Origin of the sequence: Proteiniphilum sp. (assembly GCF_040307845.1) — a bacterium.
In the GTDB taxonomy this organism is placed as follows: Bacteria; Bacteroidota; Bacteroidia; order Bacteroidales; family Dysgonomonadaceae; genus Proteiniphilum.
Genome location: NZ_JAWRIS010000039.1, coordinates 26,898 through 46,247 on the forward strand (window position 1 = coordinate 26,898; position 19,350 = coordinate 46,247).

General features: G+C 45.2%; 14 protein-coding genes and 1 tRNA gene. 13 read left to right on the plus strand and 2 right to left on the minus strand.

The window, feature by feature from the left end; translation table 11 throughout:
• Positions 1-11: 11 nt before the first annotated feature.
• The 13 genes from ABV001_RS10010 to ABV001_RS10070 all read left to right on the plus strand — a co-directional run bounded on the left by ABV001_RS10010 (position 12) and on the right by ABV001_RS10070 (position 17,413).
• Entirely contained in the window at positions 12-1,559 is a 1,548-nt protein-coding gene (locus ABV001_RS10010) for a DUF4957 domain-containing protein (protein WP_352422670.1), read from the plus strand.
• A 117-nt stretch (positions 1,560-1,676) separates the two neighbouring features.
• The gene (locus ABV001_RS10015; protein WP_352422671.1) at positions 1,677-3,353 is read left to right on the plus strand and encodes a glycoside hydrolase family 28 protein; all 1,677 of its coding nucleotides are present in this window, start codon (positions 1,677-1,679) and stop codon (positions 3,351-3,353) included.
• 41 nt (positions 3,354-3,394) lie between these two features.
• A complete protein-coding gene (locus ABV001_RS10020) occupies positions 3,395-4,576 on the plus strand; it encodes a glycoside hydrolase family 88/105 protein (protein ID WP_352422672.1) in 1,182 nt (393 codons plus the stop codon).
• A gap of 44 nt (positions 4,577-4,620) precedes the next feature.
• Entirely contained in the window at positions 4,621-6,957 is a 2,337-nt protein-coding gene (locus tag ABV001_RS10025) for a pectinesterase family protein (protein WP_352422673.1), read from the plus strand.
• Between the two features lie 86 nt (positions 6,958-7,043).
• Entirely contained in the window at positions 7,044-7,886 is an 843-nt protein-coding gene (gene kduI / locus ABV001_RS10030) for a 5-dehydro-4-deoxy-D-glucuronate isomerase (protein ID WP_352422674.1), read from the plus strand.
• Between the two features lie 6 nt (positions 7,887-7,892).
• A complete protein-coding gene (locus tag ABV001_RS10035) occupies positions 7,893-8,684 on the plus strand; it encodes a gluconate 5-dehydrogenase (protein ID WP_352422675.1) in 792 nt (263 codons plus the stop codon).
• 225 nt (positions 8,685-8,909) lie between these two features.
• Positions 8,910-10,055: a BT3233 family polysaccharide utilization protein gene (locus ABV001_RS10040; protein ID WP_352422676.1), complete on the plus strand. Its 1,146-nt coding sequence runs from the start codon at positions 8,910-8,912 to the stop codon at positions 10,053-10,055.
• A gap of 1 nt (position 10,056) precedes the next feature.
• A complete protein-coding gene (locus tag ABV001_RS10045) occupies positions 10,057-11,094 on the plus strand; it encodes a PfkB family carbohydrate kinase (protein WP_352422677.1) in 1,038 nt (345 codons plus the stop codon).
• A 126-nt stretch (positions 11,095-11,220) separates the two neighbouring features.
• Positions 11,221-11,889: a bifunctional 4-hydroxy-2-oxoglutarate aldolase/2-dehydro-3-deoxy-phosphogluconate aldolase gene (locus ABV001_RS10050; RefSeq protein ID WP_352422678.1), complete on the plus strand. Its 669-nt coding sequence runs from the start codon at positions 11,221-11,223 to the stop codon at positions 11,887-11,889.
• A 304-nt stretch (positions 11,890-12,193) separates the two neighbouring features.
• Positions 12,194-13,627, plus strand: coding sequence for an MFS transporter (locus ABV001_RS10055; protein ID WP_352422731.1), 1,434 nt, complete (start codon positions 12,194-12,196; stop codon positions 13,625-13,627).
• Between the two features lie 168 nt (positions 13,628-13,795).
• Positions 13,796-15,166, plus strand: a complete 1,371-nt coding sequence (locus ABV001_RS10060) for an alpha-L-fucosidase (protein ID WP_352422679.1) — start codon at positions 13,796-13,798, stop codon at positions 15,164-15,166.
• 154 nt (positions 15,167-15,320) lie between these two features.
• On the plus strand, positions 15,321-16,703 hold the full coding sequence (locus ABV001_RS10065) for an MATE family efflux transporter (protein WP_352422680.1): 1,383 nt from the start codon (positions 15,321-15,323) through the stop codon (positions 16,701-16,703).
• An 83-nt stretch (positions 16,704-16,786) separates the two neighbouring features.
• Entirely contained in the window at positions 16,787-17,413 is a 627-nt protein-coding gene (locus tag ABV001_RS10070) for a cytidylate kinase-like family protein (protein WP_352422681.1), read from the plus strand.
• A gap of 43 nt (positions 17,414-17,456) precedes the next feature.
• Here the strand turns inward: ABV001_RS10070 and ABV001_RS10075 are convergent, their stop codons facing one another.
• Together ABV001_RS10075 and ABV001_RS10080 are read right to left on the minus strand one after the other, a co-directional pair.
• A complete protein-coding gene (locus ABV001_RS10075) occupies positions 17,457-19,046 on the minus strand; it encodes an outer membrane protein assembly factor BamB family protein (RefSeq protein ID WP_352422682.1) in 1,590 nt (529 codons plus the stop codon).
• 211 nt (positions 19,047-19,257) lie between these two features.
• Positions 19,258-19,331, minus strand: a tRNA-Ile gene (locus tag ABV001_RS10080).
• Positions 19,332-19,350 lie beyond the last annotated feature (19 nt).

Sequence of the window (19,350 nt, forward strand, 5' to 3'; positions counted from 1 at the left end):
TAGGAAATGATATGAAGATTATAAAATATACATCGGCTATTGTCCTGTTTATAATTACAATAGCTATCCCGACAAGTTGCTCCGATGACCTGACGGAAGTTACGGAAATCAATTACGACAGGGTTTTCTCACCGACCAAACTCGAAGCAACTATTTTGAACAGAAACAACGTACGTCTTAAGTGGGTTAATAATACCTCTGCAGACAGTTATACAATTGAACTCTTTGCAAACGATAGCCTGACATTCACAGGCTCACCGGTAATCACACTCGAAGGTATTACTACTACTGAGAATATAATAGAGCACTTAGATGGCGAGACCCGCTATTCGGCAAGGGTAAAAGCGGTGAGCAGCAAAACGGCCGACTCCAAATGGTCAACGGTATTCTTCAAAACCGCAGCAGAACATCTCCTTTTGCCTTTTCAGGATGGCGATATCGATTCCACAAGTGTACTATTCCGCTGGCCTGCCGGTCAGGAGGTTACCGGGATTATACTAAATCCGGGCAACATTATCCATACGGTTACTCCTTCCGAAGTGGAGGAAGGCATCGCCATTGTCGAGGGATTAACCGATAACACTGCTTACACGGCAAGGGTAATGAATGGAGAAAAAGTACGTGCTACTGTCTCTTTCACAACGTTGGTAAACATAGGAAACGCAATAGCAGTACATCCTGAAGACGATCTCATTGCCCTGCTCGCTGACGCCGAAGATGGTGATGCCTTTGCACTATTCCCCGGTACTTACGGTGATATGAACAAATTTATAGTAAGCAAGAATATTGAAATCAGAGCTGTCTTCCCTTATGATAAACCCATATTGAAAGGATATTTCTCCATGGTGGGTAACTCATCACTCCTGTTGCAAAGCATTGTACTGGACGGTGCCGGATTAACCGATGGCAACCAGGCAATTGTTTTCGAAACCACAGGAGCTGCTTATGGTGATATCAGGATTGAGAATTGTGAAATACGCAATCATGTGAAAGGGGTTTATTACCTGAATGTAGCAGCATTGGTAGAGTCCATCACCATCAACAATACGTTGATCGATCATGTGGAATGTAATGGGGGGGACCTGTTCGACAGCAGGGCGGGAGCGATAAAGGTGCTTACAATTTCCAACAGTACCATCTCCAATAGCGCAATCGCACGCGATATGGTTCGTTATGACAACCCTTCCTCTGCTTTCCCGGGAATAGAATCTAGAATTATTATCGACCGTAATACGATTTATAATGTATGTACCGGTTCAAGCAATAGATTGCTTTATATTCGTTTCACAAGCCATCAGATAACGTTTACCAATAACATTATCGCCCTATGTGGAGGAATATTTACAAATCAAGCTGCTACCCAAATTCCTACTTTCAATAATAATAACTATTTCCAGTCACCCGGACTTTTACCCGGCGGAAGTTCCTCCAGATTCTTTGATGAATCTGGACTGCAACTGAATCCGGAATTTGAAAATCCCGGTGAGGGCGATTTTAAAGTAAACAACATAGATGTAAATGCAAAGAGGATGGGTGATCCTCGCTGGTTAAACGAATAATAGACCAGTTTATTTGTAATGTTTGTAACTAAAGCTGAGACATTGCCAGTCGATGCTTTAGTTGCAAACCTACAATTTGATGAAACTGAATGAATGACTTGAATAAAATTAAATTTGATGAAACGATTATTGCAATTAGTGTTGCTCTTGTTTGTAGCCATCTCGTGTACCCCTATACCGGTAGAGAAGTCCTCCCACAAATACGCATACCTTTATGACGATCTTCCCTTCGAGATGCCCCACATACATCCTCCCACCTTTCCCGATAATCAGGTAAATATAGCCGACTTCGGAGCCAATCCCAACGGCATTGCGTTGAATACCGAGGCCTTTGAGAAAGCAATGGAAGCGCTTTCACAGAAAGGAGGCGGCATGCTGATTGTACCCAAGGGGGTATGGTTTACCGGCCCCATCGTTTTCCGTTCCAATATCAACATGCATTTGGAGAAAGGCGCTTTGATCCTTTTTTCACCTGATTTTGCACTTTACCCTTTAGTAGAAACCATATTCGAAGGATTAGACACGCGCCGTTGCCAGTCGCCCATTTCAGGGAGAAACTTAGAGAACATCGCCATCACTGGTGAAGGTTCCATCGATGGTTATGGTGAAGCATGGCGTCCGCTGAAGAAGGACAAGGTAACCGAACAGAAATGGAAGGAGACAGTTGCGTCGGGCGGCGTGCTACATAACGGGGATTACTGGTTTCCAACCGAAAGTTCTCTGAAAGGATACCTGATGAGCGACATGAATGTGCCACGCCACGATATGACAGAGGAGGAATGGCTCGAAATAAAGGATTTTCTTCGCCCGGTAATGGTCAGTTTTATCGAATGTAAAAATGTATACCTCCACGGCGTACTTTTTGAAAATTCCCCGGCATGGAACCTCCATCCGCTGATGTGTGAGAACGTGATCATTGATGATATATATGTAAAAAATCCCAGCTATTCACAAAATGGCGATGGTCTTGATCTCGAATCATGCGTCAACTCGATCGTAGTGAACAGCATATTCGATGTGGGCGATGACGCTATCTGCATCAAATCTGGTAAGGATGAAGACGGCCGGCGTCGGGCACGTCCTACGGAAAATCTGATCGTGGATAATTGTAAAGTATTCCATGGGCATGGAGGATTTATCGTAGGTAGCGAAATGTCGGGAGGCGTTAGAAATATCTCGGTGACAAACTGCCACTTCCTCGGCACGGATGTAGGTCTCAGGTTCAAAAGTACACGCGGACGCGGTGGAATAGTAGAAAATATCCATATTTCAAACATTTATATGTATAATATAGTGACCGAATCGTTCTTGTTCGACTTGTACTACGGCGGTAAATCGGCATCGGAATCATTGGCCGACGGGGATACGACACCTTCCGATGAAGATGCGTTGCCGGTTACCGAAGAAACTCCCGTCTTCAGAAACATCTATGTAAAGAATCTCGTATCGAGGAATGCCCGCAGAGCAATGCTCTTTAACGGACTTCCAGAAATGAATATAGAAAACATCAATCTCGAAAATGCATTTATCACTGCACACTATGGCGCTGAAATTTCGGAATCGAAAGACATTGTTTTCAAGAATGTAACGGTGATTCCGGAAGAGGGAGCTGCCTATAAACTGAACAATGTAACGAATTTCCAGAGTGACGGTCTTGCATTTGAGATTAGTGAATCAGACAAAGCTGCCAGTATAACCGGAAGTCGGAGTTCAGCCATCTCTCTTCCGGATTTACCGGAAAAACTGGTTAAGATAGCTCCTGAAGTAGACAAAGATGAGATCATCTTCAGATAATCAAAAAAAACAGTAACTTTATCGATTTAAACAAACTGAGTATGCAAAAGATACCAGCACTACTTTTAATGCTTGTCCCCATTTTCATGATGAACTGCGGCGGGAAAGAAGCCCTTACCGATCCCTACTATGTGAGAATGGCAGATTCAGAAATGCAAAGGAATCCGGAAAGCTGGATGATTGACTTTGTGAAAGCACCTAAATGGAACTACACACATGGACTGGAACTGCAGGCGATTCTTCAGGTATGGGAAAAGACTGTTGATGAGAAATATTTCAACTACGCCGAAAATTATGCCGACACCATGGTCAATGAGGATGGTACCATCAAGACCTATAACTTGGAGCGATACAACATTGATCACATCAATCCCGGAAGAATGCTGTACCCCATATACAAAAGGACAGGGAACACCAAATACCTGAAAGCATTACAGTTGCTCAGAAGCCAGATGGTAACCCATCCGCGCATCTCCAACGGGGGGTACTGGCATAAGCAGATCTACCCACACCAGGTATGGCTCGACGGATTGTATATGGCTTGTCCCTTTCTTGCAGAATACGGAAAGACTTTTGACGAGCCGGGCCTGTTCGACGAGGTAGCTCTTCAGCTTGACACTGCCTGGGAAGACCTGATCGACGAGAAGTCCGGACTACTGTACCATGGATGGGACGAAAGCCGCGAACAGCGCTGGTCCGATCCCGTAACAGGAAAATCACCCCACTTCTGGTCGAGAAGTATCGGTTGGTATATGATGGCATTGGTGGATGTGCTCGATTTTGTGCCGGAAAACCATCCCAAAAGAAATGATATTATTGATAAACTGAACAAATTATCTTCTACGGTCGATCAATACCGCGATCCTGAAACCGGGATGTGGTACCAGGTGACCGACCTGCCCGACAGGGAGGGCAACTATCTGGAGTCATCCGGCTCCATTATGTTTATCTACACATGGGTAAAGGGAGCGCAAAAGGGCTACTTGCCGGAAGAATTTGCCGAAAAGGGAGCGGCAGCCTACGACCAGTATCTGAAACAATTTATCCGTGAAAATGGCGACGGTACTATTTCCGTCACCAGTGTATGTTCCGTGGCCGGATTAGGCGGAGATAAAGTATACCGTGACGGCAGTTTCGAGTACTATACCTCTGAACCGGTAAGAGATGACGATCCCAAAGCAGTAGGTCCATTCATCATGACAAGCCTACTACTTGACAGATAAAAAACAATACGACAGTTTAACAGTTCAACAATTCAACCATACGCATGCAATCATCCTTCATTAAACTAACCCTACTATTTCTGTTTATTTCAGCCGGGCTAACAGCACAGATTCCCGCCTTTCCCGGTGCAGAAGGGGCCGGTAAATATACTACCGGAGGAAGAGGGGGTAAGGTGTTATATGTTACCTCCCTGGAGGACTCCGAACAACCCGGCACATTGCGATGGGCAGTGAAACAGAAAGGGCCACGGACTATCCTTTTTAAAATATCTGGACATATTCGACTGAAAAGCCCTTTAAAGATCAACAACGGAGATCTTACTATTGCCGGGCAATCCGCTCCCGGCGACGGGATTTGTATCAGCGACTATGAAACTATAATCAGCGCAGACAATGTGATCATACGCTTTCTTCGTTTCCGTCTGGGTGATAGGACAAAACGCGCTGTGGACGCCCTTTCGGGATACAGAAATAAGAATATAATCATTGATCATTGTAGTATGAGTTGGGCCATAGATGAGTTGTCTTCCTTTTATGATAACACCAACTTCACCATGCAGTGGTGTTTCATTACCGAAAGCCTGAGAAGTTCTGTTCACGGAAAAGGCAAACACGGCTATGGTGGTATCTGGGGGGGACAAAACGCTTCCTTCCACCATAACCTCCTCGCCCACAACGACAGTCGAAATCCGCGTTTCTGCGGGAGCCGCTATTCCAACCAACCTGATTTGGAAAGGGTGGACTTCCGGAACAATGTAATCTATAACTGGGGATCGAACCATATTTACGCAGCTGAAGGCGGTAGTTATAATATTATCAACAATTATTTCAAATATGGCCCCGCTTCAAGTAGCAGTTCAAAGAAACGGCTTATAAATCCCGATGCAGACAATGGAGAGAATCAACAGCCCAAAGGTATTTACGGTCACTTTCATATCAAAGGGAACTATCTGGACGGAAATCAGGAAGTGAGCAGAAATAACACCCTGGGTGTGGAAATGGGCAGTACATTCGCTAAGTTTGCTCCGGATATTACACTGAAAGATATTATTGCCGATGACGAATTCCCGTCCTTACCCGTCACCACAGAGACGCCGGAAGAGGCATACGAAAAAGTGCTGAAATATGGAGGGTGTGCTTTGGCAAGGGATATACATGACCTTCGATATGTGGATAATGTAAAAAACCGCTCCTACTCTTTCAAAGGCTCTGCAGGAAGCGACAATGGATTGATTGACAGCCAGCATGACGTAGGTGGATGGCCTGAATATAAAACCTATAATAATTATGTTGACTCGGATTCCGACGGTATTCCCGATGGATGGACAGAGAAAAATTATCCCGGGAAAAAGGGCTATGAATTGCACAGTGACGGATATACTTATCTCGAGATATATCTCAACAGCCTCGTGAATCATCTGATGAACAGTGAATCAACTCATATAAACGACAAGAAAGTATCCACCGAAAAAAAAACTAAAGAGATAGTGGTAGACAAAAGCGGAAATGGTGATTTCTCCACACTACAGGCAGCCATCGACGCAGTAAGGGCATTCGATCCCGATCATACAACCACTATCTTTGTGAAAGAAGGCACCTATTATGAGAAGATCGTCGTCCCTGATTATATCCGCGACCTGACCATTGTTGGAGAGAATCGGGACAGAACCATTATCACGAATAATGACCACGCCCTGATCAACAATATGGGCACTTTCAAGACATACACTTTGCAGATCAGAGGAGAAGATATTACCCTGCAGAATATCACCATCGAGAACAGTGCTCCACCAGTAGCACAAGCAGTGGCTTTACATATCGATGGAGATCGAGTCGTAATAACAAACTGTAGATTACTGGGAAATCAGGACACTCTCTATGCCGGCAGGCAAAAAGGCAGGCTCTATTTTTATCGCTGCTATATTGAAGGAACTACAGATTTTATTTTTGGCCCCGCCACTGCATGGTTCGAAAAGTGTGATATCCACTGCAAGAAAAACTCCTATATCACCGCAGCAAATACACCCGAGGAGGTGAAGTTCGGATATATTCTCAATAACTCCACCATCACCGTTGCCAACCAAGTAACCTCGGTCTATCTGGGGAGACCCTGGCGACCATATGCCATGACTCTTTTTATGAACTGTGAATTGCCCGGGGAAATCAATCCGTACGGATGGGACAACTGGCGTAATCCTGAAAACGAGAAAACAGCCAGATATGCCGAATATAATAACTCTGGAGCAGGAAGTGAAACCTCCCAACGAGTGTGCTGGGCGAAAATATTATCTTCGGGAGAAGCCGGAGAAATTACTTTGGAAAAAGTGATGGGAGAATTCTATAATCGTATCAAAACAACAATATATTCTTCGCCAAAGTGATGATTTTTTTGATATAATTAGAATAAATAGTATTTTTGTGCGTGTACACAGGCTTATTCAGATTATCAAAAAAACAAATATATATTATGAAGACAAATTATCAATTACGTTATGCAGCACACCCCGAAGATGCGAAATCTTATGACACGCAGCGTTTGCGAAGGGATTTTCTCATAGAGAAATTATTCGCTCCCGATGAAGTGAATATGGTTTACTCGATGTACGACCGCATGGTGGTGGGAGGAGCTATGCCGGTGAACGAGCCGTTGCACCTTGAAGCGATAGACCCGTTGAAACAGCCGGTATTTCTATGCCGTCGTGAATTGGGCATCTTCAATGTAGGAGGCAAGGGAAAAGTAAAGGTGGGAGATACTGTTTTTGAACTTGATTACAAAGAGGCGCTTTACCTCGGTTCCGGTGAACGTGAAGTCTATTTTGAAAGTGATGATGCCGCCAAACCCGCAAAGTTTTATTTCAACTCGTCTACGGCACACCGTAACTATCCTGATAAAAAGGTGACCAAAGCCGATGCTGTGGTAGCGGAAATGGGAGCTCTGGAATCATCCAACCACCGAAATATCAATAAGATGATCGTCAACCAGGTGCTGCCTACCTGCCAGTTACAAATGGGAATGACCGAACTGGCTCCCGGAAGCGTGTGGAATACCATGCCGGCACATATCCACTCCCGAAGGATGGAGGCCTACTTCTATTTCGAGGTGCCCGAAGACCAGGCTGTCTGCCACTTTATGGGCGAACCCGATGAGACACGCCATATATGGATGCATAACGACCAGGCCGTGCTTTCTCCCGAATGGTCGATCCATGCAGGTGCAGCTACCACCAACTATACCTTCATCTGGGGTATGGCAGGCGAGAATCTCGATTATGGGGATCAGGATTTTTCTAAAATAATTGATTTAAGATAAAATATTATGGTTAATTTTTCATTAGAGGGAAAAATAGCTCTTGTCACAGGAGCATCCTATGGTATCGGGTTTGCCATAGCATCCGCCTTTGCAGATGCAGGCGCCAAAATCGTATTCAATGATATCAAGCAGGAATTGGTGGATAAAGGCCTTGCGGCTTATAAGGAAAAAGGGATTGAGGCCCATGGTTACGTGTGTGACGTGACAAACGAAGAGGCGGTGAATCAATTCGTTACCCAGGTTACAGAAGATGTTGGCGTAATTGATATCCTCGTAAACAACGCCGGTATCATTAAACGTATACCGATGCACGAGATGAGTGCTGCCGAATTCCGGCAGGTGATCGACATTGACCTGAACGGACCGTTTATCGTTTCAAAAGCGGTCATCCCCCATATGATCAAAAAGGGACACGGAAAAATCATCAATATCTGCTCCATGATGAGCGAACTGGGACGTGAAACCGTTTCCGCTTATGCGGCTGCTAAAGGTGGACTAAAGATGTTGACAAGGAATATCTGTTCCGAGTACGGCGAACACAACATCCAGTGCAACGGTCTCGGCCCGGGATACATCGCCACACCGCAAACCGCTCCATTAAGGGAAAGACAACCCGACGGGTCGCACCATCCGTTCGACTCCTTTATCATTGCCAAAACACCGGCCGCCCGGTGGGGTACTGCCGAAGACCTGGCAGGACCTGCTGTCTTCCTTGCGTCGGAAGCTTCCAACTTCGTGAATGGACATATCCTCTATGTGGATGGTGGTATCCTGGCGTATATCGGGAAACAACCATAATACAGGTGAAAAGTGGAAAGGTGGAAAGTGACTGGGGAGAGAGGATGACTTGGAAACGAGGAAAGAGGGGGACTGGGGAGACAGAGAGTTATGGGTATTCTTAACTTCTCAACTTCTTAACTTCTTAACTTCTTAACTTCGCAACTTCAGACTTCTAATTTAACTACGTCAATTTTCAATTCTCACATTGGCACATTGGTATATTGGCATATTAATTAAACAGCTATGCAAACAAAAATTTTTACATTACTGCTGGCAACCGCGCTATTTATAGGGTGCAGTCCCTCAAAACAAGCGTTGATAGTAGAAGTGAACAACCCGGCATCAATAGACAAAGAAAATGAGATGGTAGAACTCGACTGGATAACAGTACAGCAAAAACTATCGCTTTCAGCAGAGGAAACAATCATCGTAACCGGTGACAACGGACAGCAACTCCCCTATCAACTTGTGACCAATGATAAAACGGGAATTAAAGAAACGCTCATTTTTCCGGTCTCCCTGCAAGCCGGACAGACAGCTACTTTCCAAATTACAACAGGGGAGCCGGAAACATTTACCCCACTTGTATACGGCCGCCTGGTACCTGAACGAAAAGATGACTTCGCATGGGAGAACAACCGTGTCGCTTTCAGAATATACGGTCCTGCGCTAAAAGCAACCGGTGAGATCAGTAACGGAATGGACTTCTGGGCCAAGAAAACCGAGTCGTTAGTCATCGACAAGTGGTATAAAGACGATCTGGCTGGAGTTGCCTCCTACCATGAAGATCATGGAGAGGGGTTGGATTTTTATAAAGTCGGACGTACCCTCGGCTTGGGAATGACCGCTCCCCTCGATAATGATACCTTATGCTTAGGTGACAATTTTGTAACAGCGGAAATCCTCGACAACGGGCCGCTCCGGATTACTCTTATACTCACCTATGATCCTTATGAAGCAGGTGGAGAAACAATCGACGAAGTACGTTTCATCTCTTTGGATGCATACAGGCACTTTAACAAGGTGACCAATGTTTTCAACAAGGTGGATGCCGATGAACTGACCGTCGCTACCGGCATTGTAATGGAGAAAGATAAACCGGAAATTATCTTTGGCGACAATTCCGGTATTATTGCTTACGAAACTCCGGCCGATAATGTCAACGGTACTATTTATACTGCAGTTATCCACCCCGACGGATTCAGGGATATCAAAGTGGCAAACGGACATCTTCTGGGATTGAACAACTATCAACCCGGCACATCCTATACCTATTATGCCGGTGGAGGTTGGAGCAAAGCCGGATTCGACAGCTTTGAGGCCTGGATCCAGTTTGTAAAACAAGAGAAAGAAAAAATAGATCAACCATTCACTATTCAGATAAAATAAAATGCAGAAAGTGGTAACTTTCGGCGAGATCATGTTGCGTCTCGCCACACCCGATTATAAAAGATTTATCCAGTCGGACCACCTGACCGCTACCTTTGGCGGCGGCGAAGCCAATGTAGCCGTTTCACTGGCGAACTACGGTATTCCCGTGGAGTTTGTCACCCGTCTGCCCGAGAATGATATCGCCTCATGGTGTATCTCCGATCTCAGGAAAATGAACGTCGGGACAGAGCATATCCTGCGTGGCGGAGAACGTGTAGGTATCTATTTCCTCGAAACCGGGGCTGTGGCACGACCTTCAAAAGTAGTCTACGACAGGGCGCATTCCTCCATCGCAGAAGTAGGAAAGGGAATGTTCAACTGGAAAGAGATACTCAAGGATGCATCATGGTTCCACTGGACCGGAATCACCCCCGCCCTCTCGCAGGGAGCTGCCGATGCCTGCCTCGAAGCGATCCGGACGGCCAATGACCTGGGCGTAACCGTTTCGTGCGACCTCAACTACCGGAAAAACCTCTGGAAATATGGAAAAAAGGCTGCGGACATCATGCCCGAACTGGTAAAGGGATGCGATATCATCCTGGGCAATGAAGAAGATGCCGAGAAAGTATTCGGTATCAAACCGGAAGGATTCGAGGTAGCACATACATCAGGAGAGGTGGATGCAGCGGAATTCGAGTCGGTCTGCAAACAACTGATGCAAAAATTCCCCCGTGCGAAAAAGGTGATTATTACACTGCGCGGTTCCATCAATGCCAATCACAATACATGGGGTGGATGCCTCTATTCCGACAAGCTCTACCAATCCAGGAGATATGATATTACCCATATCGTGGACAGAGTAGGCGGAGGGGATTCCTTCATGGGTGGCCTGGTCTACGGATTACTGACCTATACGGGTGACGACCAGAAAGCACTCGACTTTGCCGTAGCAGCCTCCTGCCTGAAACATACCATTTATGGTGATTACAACCTGGTGACTGTTTCGGAAGTGGAAACTCTGATGAAAGGCGACGGATCGGGAAGAGTGGTACGGTAAAGGTCCTCACTCGGCATAATACAAACAAGTTTGCTTCTGCCCTCGTTCCTAAGAAAATTCACTTTTCATTTACAAAAGTCTTTATTCTTTACTCTTTACTCTTTACTCTTTATTCTAATTAAAAATATGGCTAAATTTACACGACTGCAAGTCTATCAAACTATGGTGAATACGGGCATTGTACCTGTATTTTATCATTCCGATACCGAAGTGGCAAAAAAGGTACTGAAAGCATGTTATGAGGGAGGTGTCAGGGCATTCGAATTTACCAACAGGGGTGATTTTGCCCATGAGGTGTTTGCCGGGCTGGTGAAATGGGCAGACAAGGAGTGCCCGGAGATGATATTGGGTATCGGCTCCATAGTGGATGCCCCTACTGCCGCACTCTATATTCAATTGGGGGCAAACTTTGTAGTAGGCCCATTGCTGAATCCCGAAGTATTTAAAGTATGCAACCGCAGGCAGATCGCTTATTCACCCGGCTGTGCCACCGTCTCAGAGATTGGCCTGGCCCAGGAGTTGGGTGCAGAGATCGTGAAAGTATTTCCGGGCGGGAACGTGGGTGGCCCTTCATTCGTGAAAAACATCAAAGGGCCCATGCCATGGTCCAGGATTATGGTTACAGGAGGGGTAGAGCCTACCGAAGAAAACCTTTCCGCATGGTTCCGTGCAGGGGTGACCTGCGTGGGAATGGGCTCCAATCTTTTCCCAAAAGAGGTGCTAAAAAATGGGGAGTGGCACAAGATCACCGAACTGTGCAGCCAGAGTCTGTCAATTGTTAAAAAATATCAGTAGCGTATACACTCAGAAAAACGAACTTTTGGTCATACCCATTTTCGTCAATAATAAGTGTTGAAAAAGACCAGTTTCAGTGAAACGAGCATGAACACCATTGCATCTAAGTTCATGATTATCGCGAGTTCGCTAAAGTTAGTCATTTGCTCGCTATGGCAAAGTTCAAACAAGTTTGACTTTACTCATTTAGCTTAATGCAAATGTTCCATACCCCGAAATATAAACATAAAAAATCGTATGAAAATTCTAAACAATAATTATCATAAAAATCATGAGTAAACTACAAGGAGAAGGTACAGCAAAAATGACTAATTTCCGTTGGACGATCGTCGCAATGCTATTTGTGGCAACAACCATCAATTATTTAGACAGGCAGGTCCTGTCACTTACGTGGGACGAATTTATCAAACCCGAATTTCACTGGAATGAGTCGCATTACGGGACTATCACCTCATTCTTTTCCATTTTTTATGCCATCAGTATGCTTTTTGCAGGCCGTTTTGTAGAGTGGATGGGGACTAAAAAGGGATTTCTTTGGGCCATCGGCGTTTGGAGTTTTGGCGCATGCCTACATGCACTGTGCGGCATTGTCACTGAAGCCTATGTGGGTTTGGGCAACAGGGCCGAACTGATTGCGGCCACAGGAGATGTGGCGGTAGTGATTGCCACAGTGAGCATGTGGTGTTTTTTGGTGGCACGGGGTGTGCTTGCCCTGGGAGAAGCCGGTAACTTTCCGGCAGCGATCAAGGCAACAGCCGAGTATTTCCCCAAAAAAGACCGTGCTTATGCCACTTCCATCTTTAATGCCGGCGCATCCATCGGCGCATTGTTTGCACCGCTGAGTATTCCTCCGTTGGCAAAAGCGTTTGGCTGGGAAATGGCGTTCATCATTATCGGGGTGCTGGGTTTTATCTGGATGGGATTCTGGGTTTTCTTCTACGATAAACCGGCAGAAAGTAAAAGGGTCAATAAAGCTGAACTGGATTATATTGAACAGGACAAATATGAATTGAGCGAAGCGGAAAACAAACAAAGCATCGCAAAAGTATCCTTGAAAAAATGTTTTTCATATAAACAAACCTGGGCATTTGTCGCAGGAAAATTCATGACCGACGGAGTGTGGTGGTTCTTCCTGTTCTGGACTCCGTCCTACCTGAATACACAATTTGGCATTAAAACAACCGAAGGATTGGGCATGGCCCTTATTTTCACGCTTTACCTGATTGTGACGGTGCTCTCAATATATGGTGGGAAGCTGCCCACTGTGTTTATTCACAGGAGCGGTCAGAATCCGTATGCCGCACGCATGAAGGCGATGCTGATTTTTGCATTTTTCCCATTAGTGGTATTATTTGCACAACCATTGGGTATGGAATTTGCCTATCTAGGCAAGAATGCGGCATGGATTCCCGTCTTGCTCATCTCTATCGGATGTGCTGCGCACCAGGCTTGGAGCGCCAATCTTTTCTCCACCATCGGTGACATGTTGCCACAGGGGGCCATCGCCACCGTCACCGGCATTGGCGGTATGGCAGGAGGTATAGGATCGATGATTATGCAGAAAGGAGCGGGTAACCTGTTCTATTTTGCCGGTGAGACCAATATGACATTCATGGGATTTGAGGGAAAGCCTGCCGGCTATTTCATTATCTTCTGTGTCTGTGCCTTCGCTTACCTGATAGGATGGGCAATCATGAAATCACTTGTGCCCAAATACAAACCGGTTACCGACATGTAATGTACCGGCGAATGATGATTGTAAAGCGGCAATCATCATATATTATAGAAGAGGATATCTCACGTTTGGGATATCCTCTTCCTTTTTTAGAGGATAATATAAAGTTATTCACTAACTTTGGACGATATAATTTTGGGGAAAACTAATATTTTTATTTAAATGGATACGATGAAAAAATTAATGATTATTCTTCTTGTCTTCGCATTCTCTACTGCGCAAGCACAATTCAAAGCCGACTGGCAATCGCTTGACAAGCGTGAGATACCTTCCTGGTGGCCGGACGCCAAATTCGGGATATTCATCCATTGGGGATTGTATTCAGTCCCGGCATATGCCCCTGTCAATGAAGTGGAAGGTATCTATGAAAAGTATGCCGAACATTATTACAACCGTTTATTAGCCGGGAACAAATTATTTACCGATTTTCACACCAAGCATTACGGTAAGAATTTTACATACGCCGATTTTGCTCCCATGTTCACGGCAGAATATTTTAATCCCACGGAATGGGCAGAACTTTTCAAAGAAGCAGGAGCCAGATACGTGGTACTGACATCTAAACACCACGATGGCTTCTGCCTGTGGCCGAGTACCCAAACCCCACAATGGAACAGTGTGGTGATGGGTCCACACATGGATATTATAGACACGCTGTCAACTGCTGTACGCGATGCGGGAATGCGTTTCGGGTTATACTACTCTTTGCTCGAATGGGCACATCCTTTGTATACCCAACCCACCATCGAACAATGGGTAGACACCCACATGATCCCGCAAATGAAAGAGTTGGTAAACACTTACAAACCCGAAATAATCTTCTCCGATGGAGAATGGGATTACGACAGCAAGACACTTAAAAGCGAGGAGTTTTTAGCATGGCTATACAACGAATCCCCCGTAAAAAACTCGGTAGTGGCAAACGATCGCTGGGGTAAGGAGACACGTAGTAAACACGGCGATTATTACACCACAGAGTATGATCTGGTGCACAGTAGTGAAGGTATCGGCGACAAGGCCGACCATCCATGGGAAGAGAGTCGGGGCATAGGCACATCGTATGGCTACAACCGGTTTGAGACATCCGCACATTATCTCTCATCGAAGCAATTGATCGATATCCTGATCGATAAAGTTTCCAACGGAGGTAATTTCCTGCTGAACGTGGGACCCGATGCCACAGGAATGATACCGGTAGTGATGCAAGAGCGGTTGCTCGATATGGGGAAATGGCTCAAGATAAACGGTGAGGCCATCTATTCTTCCAGCCCGTGGCGAAACGCCAACAAACCGGAAGCCGGGCAGATTGCTTTCACCCAAAGGGAGGGCAACCTGTACGTCATCCTCAAAGAATGGCAACAGGATCCCCTCATCATCCCTGGACTGGAACAGGCAGGGGAAGTGGAATTACTGGGATATCCAGGCACTGTTAACGCATCATTGCAAAACGGCAGGCTAACCATCACACCACCCGTTTTAACGATCGATGAGTATCCGTCGGAGCATGCCTGGGTCTACAAAGTTTCAGATTTTAAAGATTAATCAAAACCCATTTCTTACTAACCCTAAGGACGATGACCGGTTAACAATGGTGTTCCGGCCAATTCTTATTTATTGTTATTTGATTTATTTAACGAAATCATCATCTTCTTTTTTAGTAGCTTTGAGGCCGGAAAATAAAAAAGAATGATAACGAATGAGTGTAGTAAAAAATCCGACGGAATTAGGCACGGAAAAAATAGGTAAATTATTGGCACAATACGCCATTCCGGCTATTATTGCCATGACGGCTTCATCTCTGTACCATATTACCGACAGTATTTTTATCGGGCATGGAGTGGGGCCATTGGCCATTTCGGGACTGGCCATTACTTTCCCGCTGATGAACCTGGCGGCCGCTTTCGGTTCACTGGTCGGCGCAGGGGCGGCTACGTTGCTTTCTATACGCATGGGGCAGAAAGATTACCAGACCGCTAATATCATCTTAGGGAATGAACTGACATTGAATATTATTTTCGGTATCGGGTTTTCGGTCGTGGCGCTTATCTTCCTGGACCCGATCCTCTACTTTTTCGGGGCCAGCGAGGCAACGATCCCATATGCACGAGATTTTATGCATGTTATTTTGTTGGGTAACGTCATCTCCCACCTGTACCTGGGGCTGAACGGCATGCTACGCTCAGCAGGAAGGCCGGAGAAGGCAATGGTTGCCACCATAGCTACCGTACTGATCAACCTTGTGCTGAATCCACTGTTTATTTTCGTATTTCAATGGGGAATAAAAGGAAGCGCATGGGCTACCGTCATTTCACAAACGGTCATGTTGGTCTGGCAATTGAAATTCTTCAGCAATAAGAATAATTTCATTTACCTTCAGAAAAAAGCCTTTAAGCTTCATAAAAAAATCGTGACCGATTCGCTTTCGATCGGGCTGTCGCCATTTCTGATGAATGCCGTATCTTGTCTGATCGTCATTGTCATCAATCAGGGATTGTTACGCACGGGAGGTGATATGGCCATTGGGGCTTATGGCATTGTAAACCGTATCTCCTATTTGTTTCTCATGATTGTAATGGGATTGAATCAGGGGATGCAGCCCATTGCCGGTTATAATTTCGGGGCTATGCTCTATAAGAGGGTGAACGAGGTCCTGAAAAAATCGATTATTCTGGCCACCGGCGTGACTACTTTCGGTTTTCTGGTCGTACTCTTTTTTCCGGAAACAATTGCCTCCATGTTTACCAGCGACAGGGAACTGATTGAGCTTTCAAAAAATGGGTTACACATTGTCTTCTTAACGTACCCGATCATCGGCTTCCAGATGGTAACGTCCAACTTTTTCCAGAGTATCGGGATGGTCGGCAAGGCCATATTCATGTCACTCAGCCGCCAATTGTTGTTCCTGTTACCCTGCTTGCTGATCTTTCCTTATTACTGGGGAATCAACGGCATCTGGTACAGCATGCCTGCCGCCGATCTGATTTCGAGCATCGTGGCTGCGGCCATGTTGATTTATCAATTCCGGCAATTTAAATTAAAAGGGCAGGAAGAGTTAGGTCCTCCCCAACAGCATGTTTAGTGAAGCGCTTACGCCATTTGTAAGGCATACGCCACTTGTGAGACATACTGCACTTCTATTGGATTTACTTAAAAAATAAAGAAATGAAGGACAATTTTATTATTAACATAGGTCGCCAGTTAGGTAGCGGGGGCCGCCAAATAGGGCAGCTTTTAGCAAAGCGGCTGGATATTGCGTTTTACGACAAGGAGTTGATCACGTTGGCTTCGAAACAGAGTGGTTTGGCCAAAGAAGTGTTTGAAAAAGCAGATGAAAAGAAACGTTTTTCCTTGACCGGAGGATGGCTGGGACTTAAAACATCGGTGCTGGATGAAGATTTCTCTAATAATTACCTTTGGAACGAAATGTTGTTTAAAATTCAAAGCGATGTGATACAGGATTTGGCCCGCGAAAAATCGTGTATATTTGTCGGGCGTTGCGCCGATTATATTTTGCGCGATCATCCACATGCCTTAAACGTCTTTATCAGCGCCGAAGAAGGCGACCGGGTAAAGCGGGTCATGGATTACTATGAACTGACCGAGAAGAAAGCGTTGGAGCTGATTGGGAAAACCGATAAAAAACGGGCCGGATATTACAATTATTACAGCAATAAACAATGGGGCGCCGCCGAGTCGTACCATTTGTGCATCAATTCGTCGGTATTGGGTATCGAGGCGACAACCGGTTTTATCGAGAGTTTTTTACACGAATTCACCACGTGTAGATGACATTACCCTGCTTTTTCCATGTAAATATTATCCGGACAGCATCTCAATTATACGAATTCGGAATAAATCTGGAGACTTGTTTAAAAATAGATTGCCAGACAGAGATCGAAGCTGGTTGACTCAACTGGCTAAGATCGATCTCCGAAAAAGAATCTTTATCAAAGAAATAAAGCTTATCACGGTATAAAAACATCTCACCGGATGCTTTCAATGCCGCCACCGGATTGTCCGAAGCATCGAGCACTACAAAATCGGAATCGTTATTTGTGATCAACGCATACCGAGAATTTTCAGTCGCTATATGATACAGATCGTCCCTGTCATAGGCGAATACCTTCTCCAGGCTGTCGGTCAGCACAAAAACCCGTCCTTGGGTGGTCATCATCAGATTGTAATTGGAAAACTCGGACATGAGGTCTGTGAATTCGGAATCGTTCCGTTTCCAATATATCCCCGACTCTACAAAAGCATCTAAGTGCTCATCTTTCTGCAGTTCAATCACTTTCTCCTTTATCAACGTGCCATCTCCCAATCGATAAAAGCCGATCTTATCTTCAAAGACCACGAACAGCATATCGTTTACCACCTGAAAATTACGGATAAACTCTTTCTTTTCCTGGATAAGGGTAAGATATAACCGATTACCGGTCTTCAGATCAAATGCCGCGAGATAGGGGTCTCCAATCATAGAAAAACCGCCGTTGTATTGCGCATACCCCCGATTAATCATATACACCACGGAATCGACGAGAAACAGGGATGATTTCGAAGTAATTTTCTCCGGCAATGGAGTAGTCCACAAAACATTCCCGGCATTATCCACCCTGGCAATTTGATCACGAGAAGCCAATACGATGGATTCATCGGGGTCGATCAGCATATTCGACACCATATCGGAAGCCACGTCAGGCTGGTCCTGATAAGTATATACACCGGTAAACACACCAAGAAGGAGACCAAATGCATTGACACCGATCATCTTCCCAATCTCTTTTTTTGTAGTATTTGCCTTGTATGCCCAACCCGCTCCATTTACAAGATGGACAGCCCGGAGACCATTGGTTGAAATCAACAATACGGAATCATCCAGCATATATGCATCATCCCAACCGAATGAACGGTCGAGATCCCTGTACCACAGTTCTTTTCCGTTTGATAAATTGACAGCCGTCAACTTATTCGACATGGACTGGATGGGATATCCCACGCCGATATGCAGGGAAGGTTCTATAAAATAAAAATCATTCTTATTCTCCCACAACACCGCTCCCGTTTCGGGATCAATGCAGAGGTTTTTCTTCTTGTCGGTAAGAAAATAGTAGCTGCCCTGCTGTTTCAGTTCCGAGGAGTTATAGTTTACCTCCCTTACCCATTTCAACTCTTTATCCCACAAGCCGACCATGTTAAGCGTTCCACCGTTTTTGAACGACGTCCCTTTCTTGTTGGTCTCTCTGAGTTCAAGCAATAAATTATCCGAGCCACCATCCCAGTGCCATCTGTATATTTTAGCAGGAGTTTCGTAACGGGTTGCCGTAACAGGAAGGCCTGTCAGAGACGACATTCCGGCGATGGAATCTTTGACTGAAAACCATTGGCTTGGTGTCTGTCCAAAAGCCGCTCCTAGAAAACACATGAGTATTAGCAATAGAACAAACGCTCGTTTCATAAAAGAGACCAATTAAGAAGATGATTTTTCACGACAAATGTACAAAAGTTTTATTTATAGGAGAAGCAACCTATCCGCGATTCCTTTCTCCGGACAAATATAGAACAGACAAAAGAGGATTGATATATGGATAAAAAAAAGAGCTGCCTTCAAAAGACAACTCTCCATTCAAAAAATGTGGTCCCACTTGGGCTTGAACCAAGGACTCCCTGATTATGAGTCAGGTGCTCTAACCAACTGAGCTATGGGACCTCTCTTTCAGCTTTTAGTT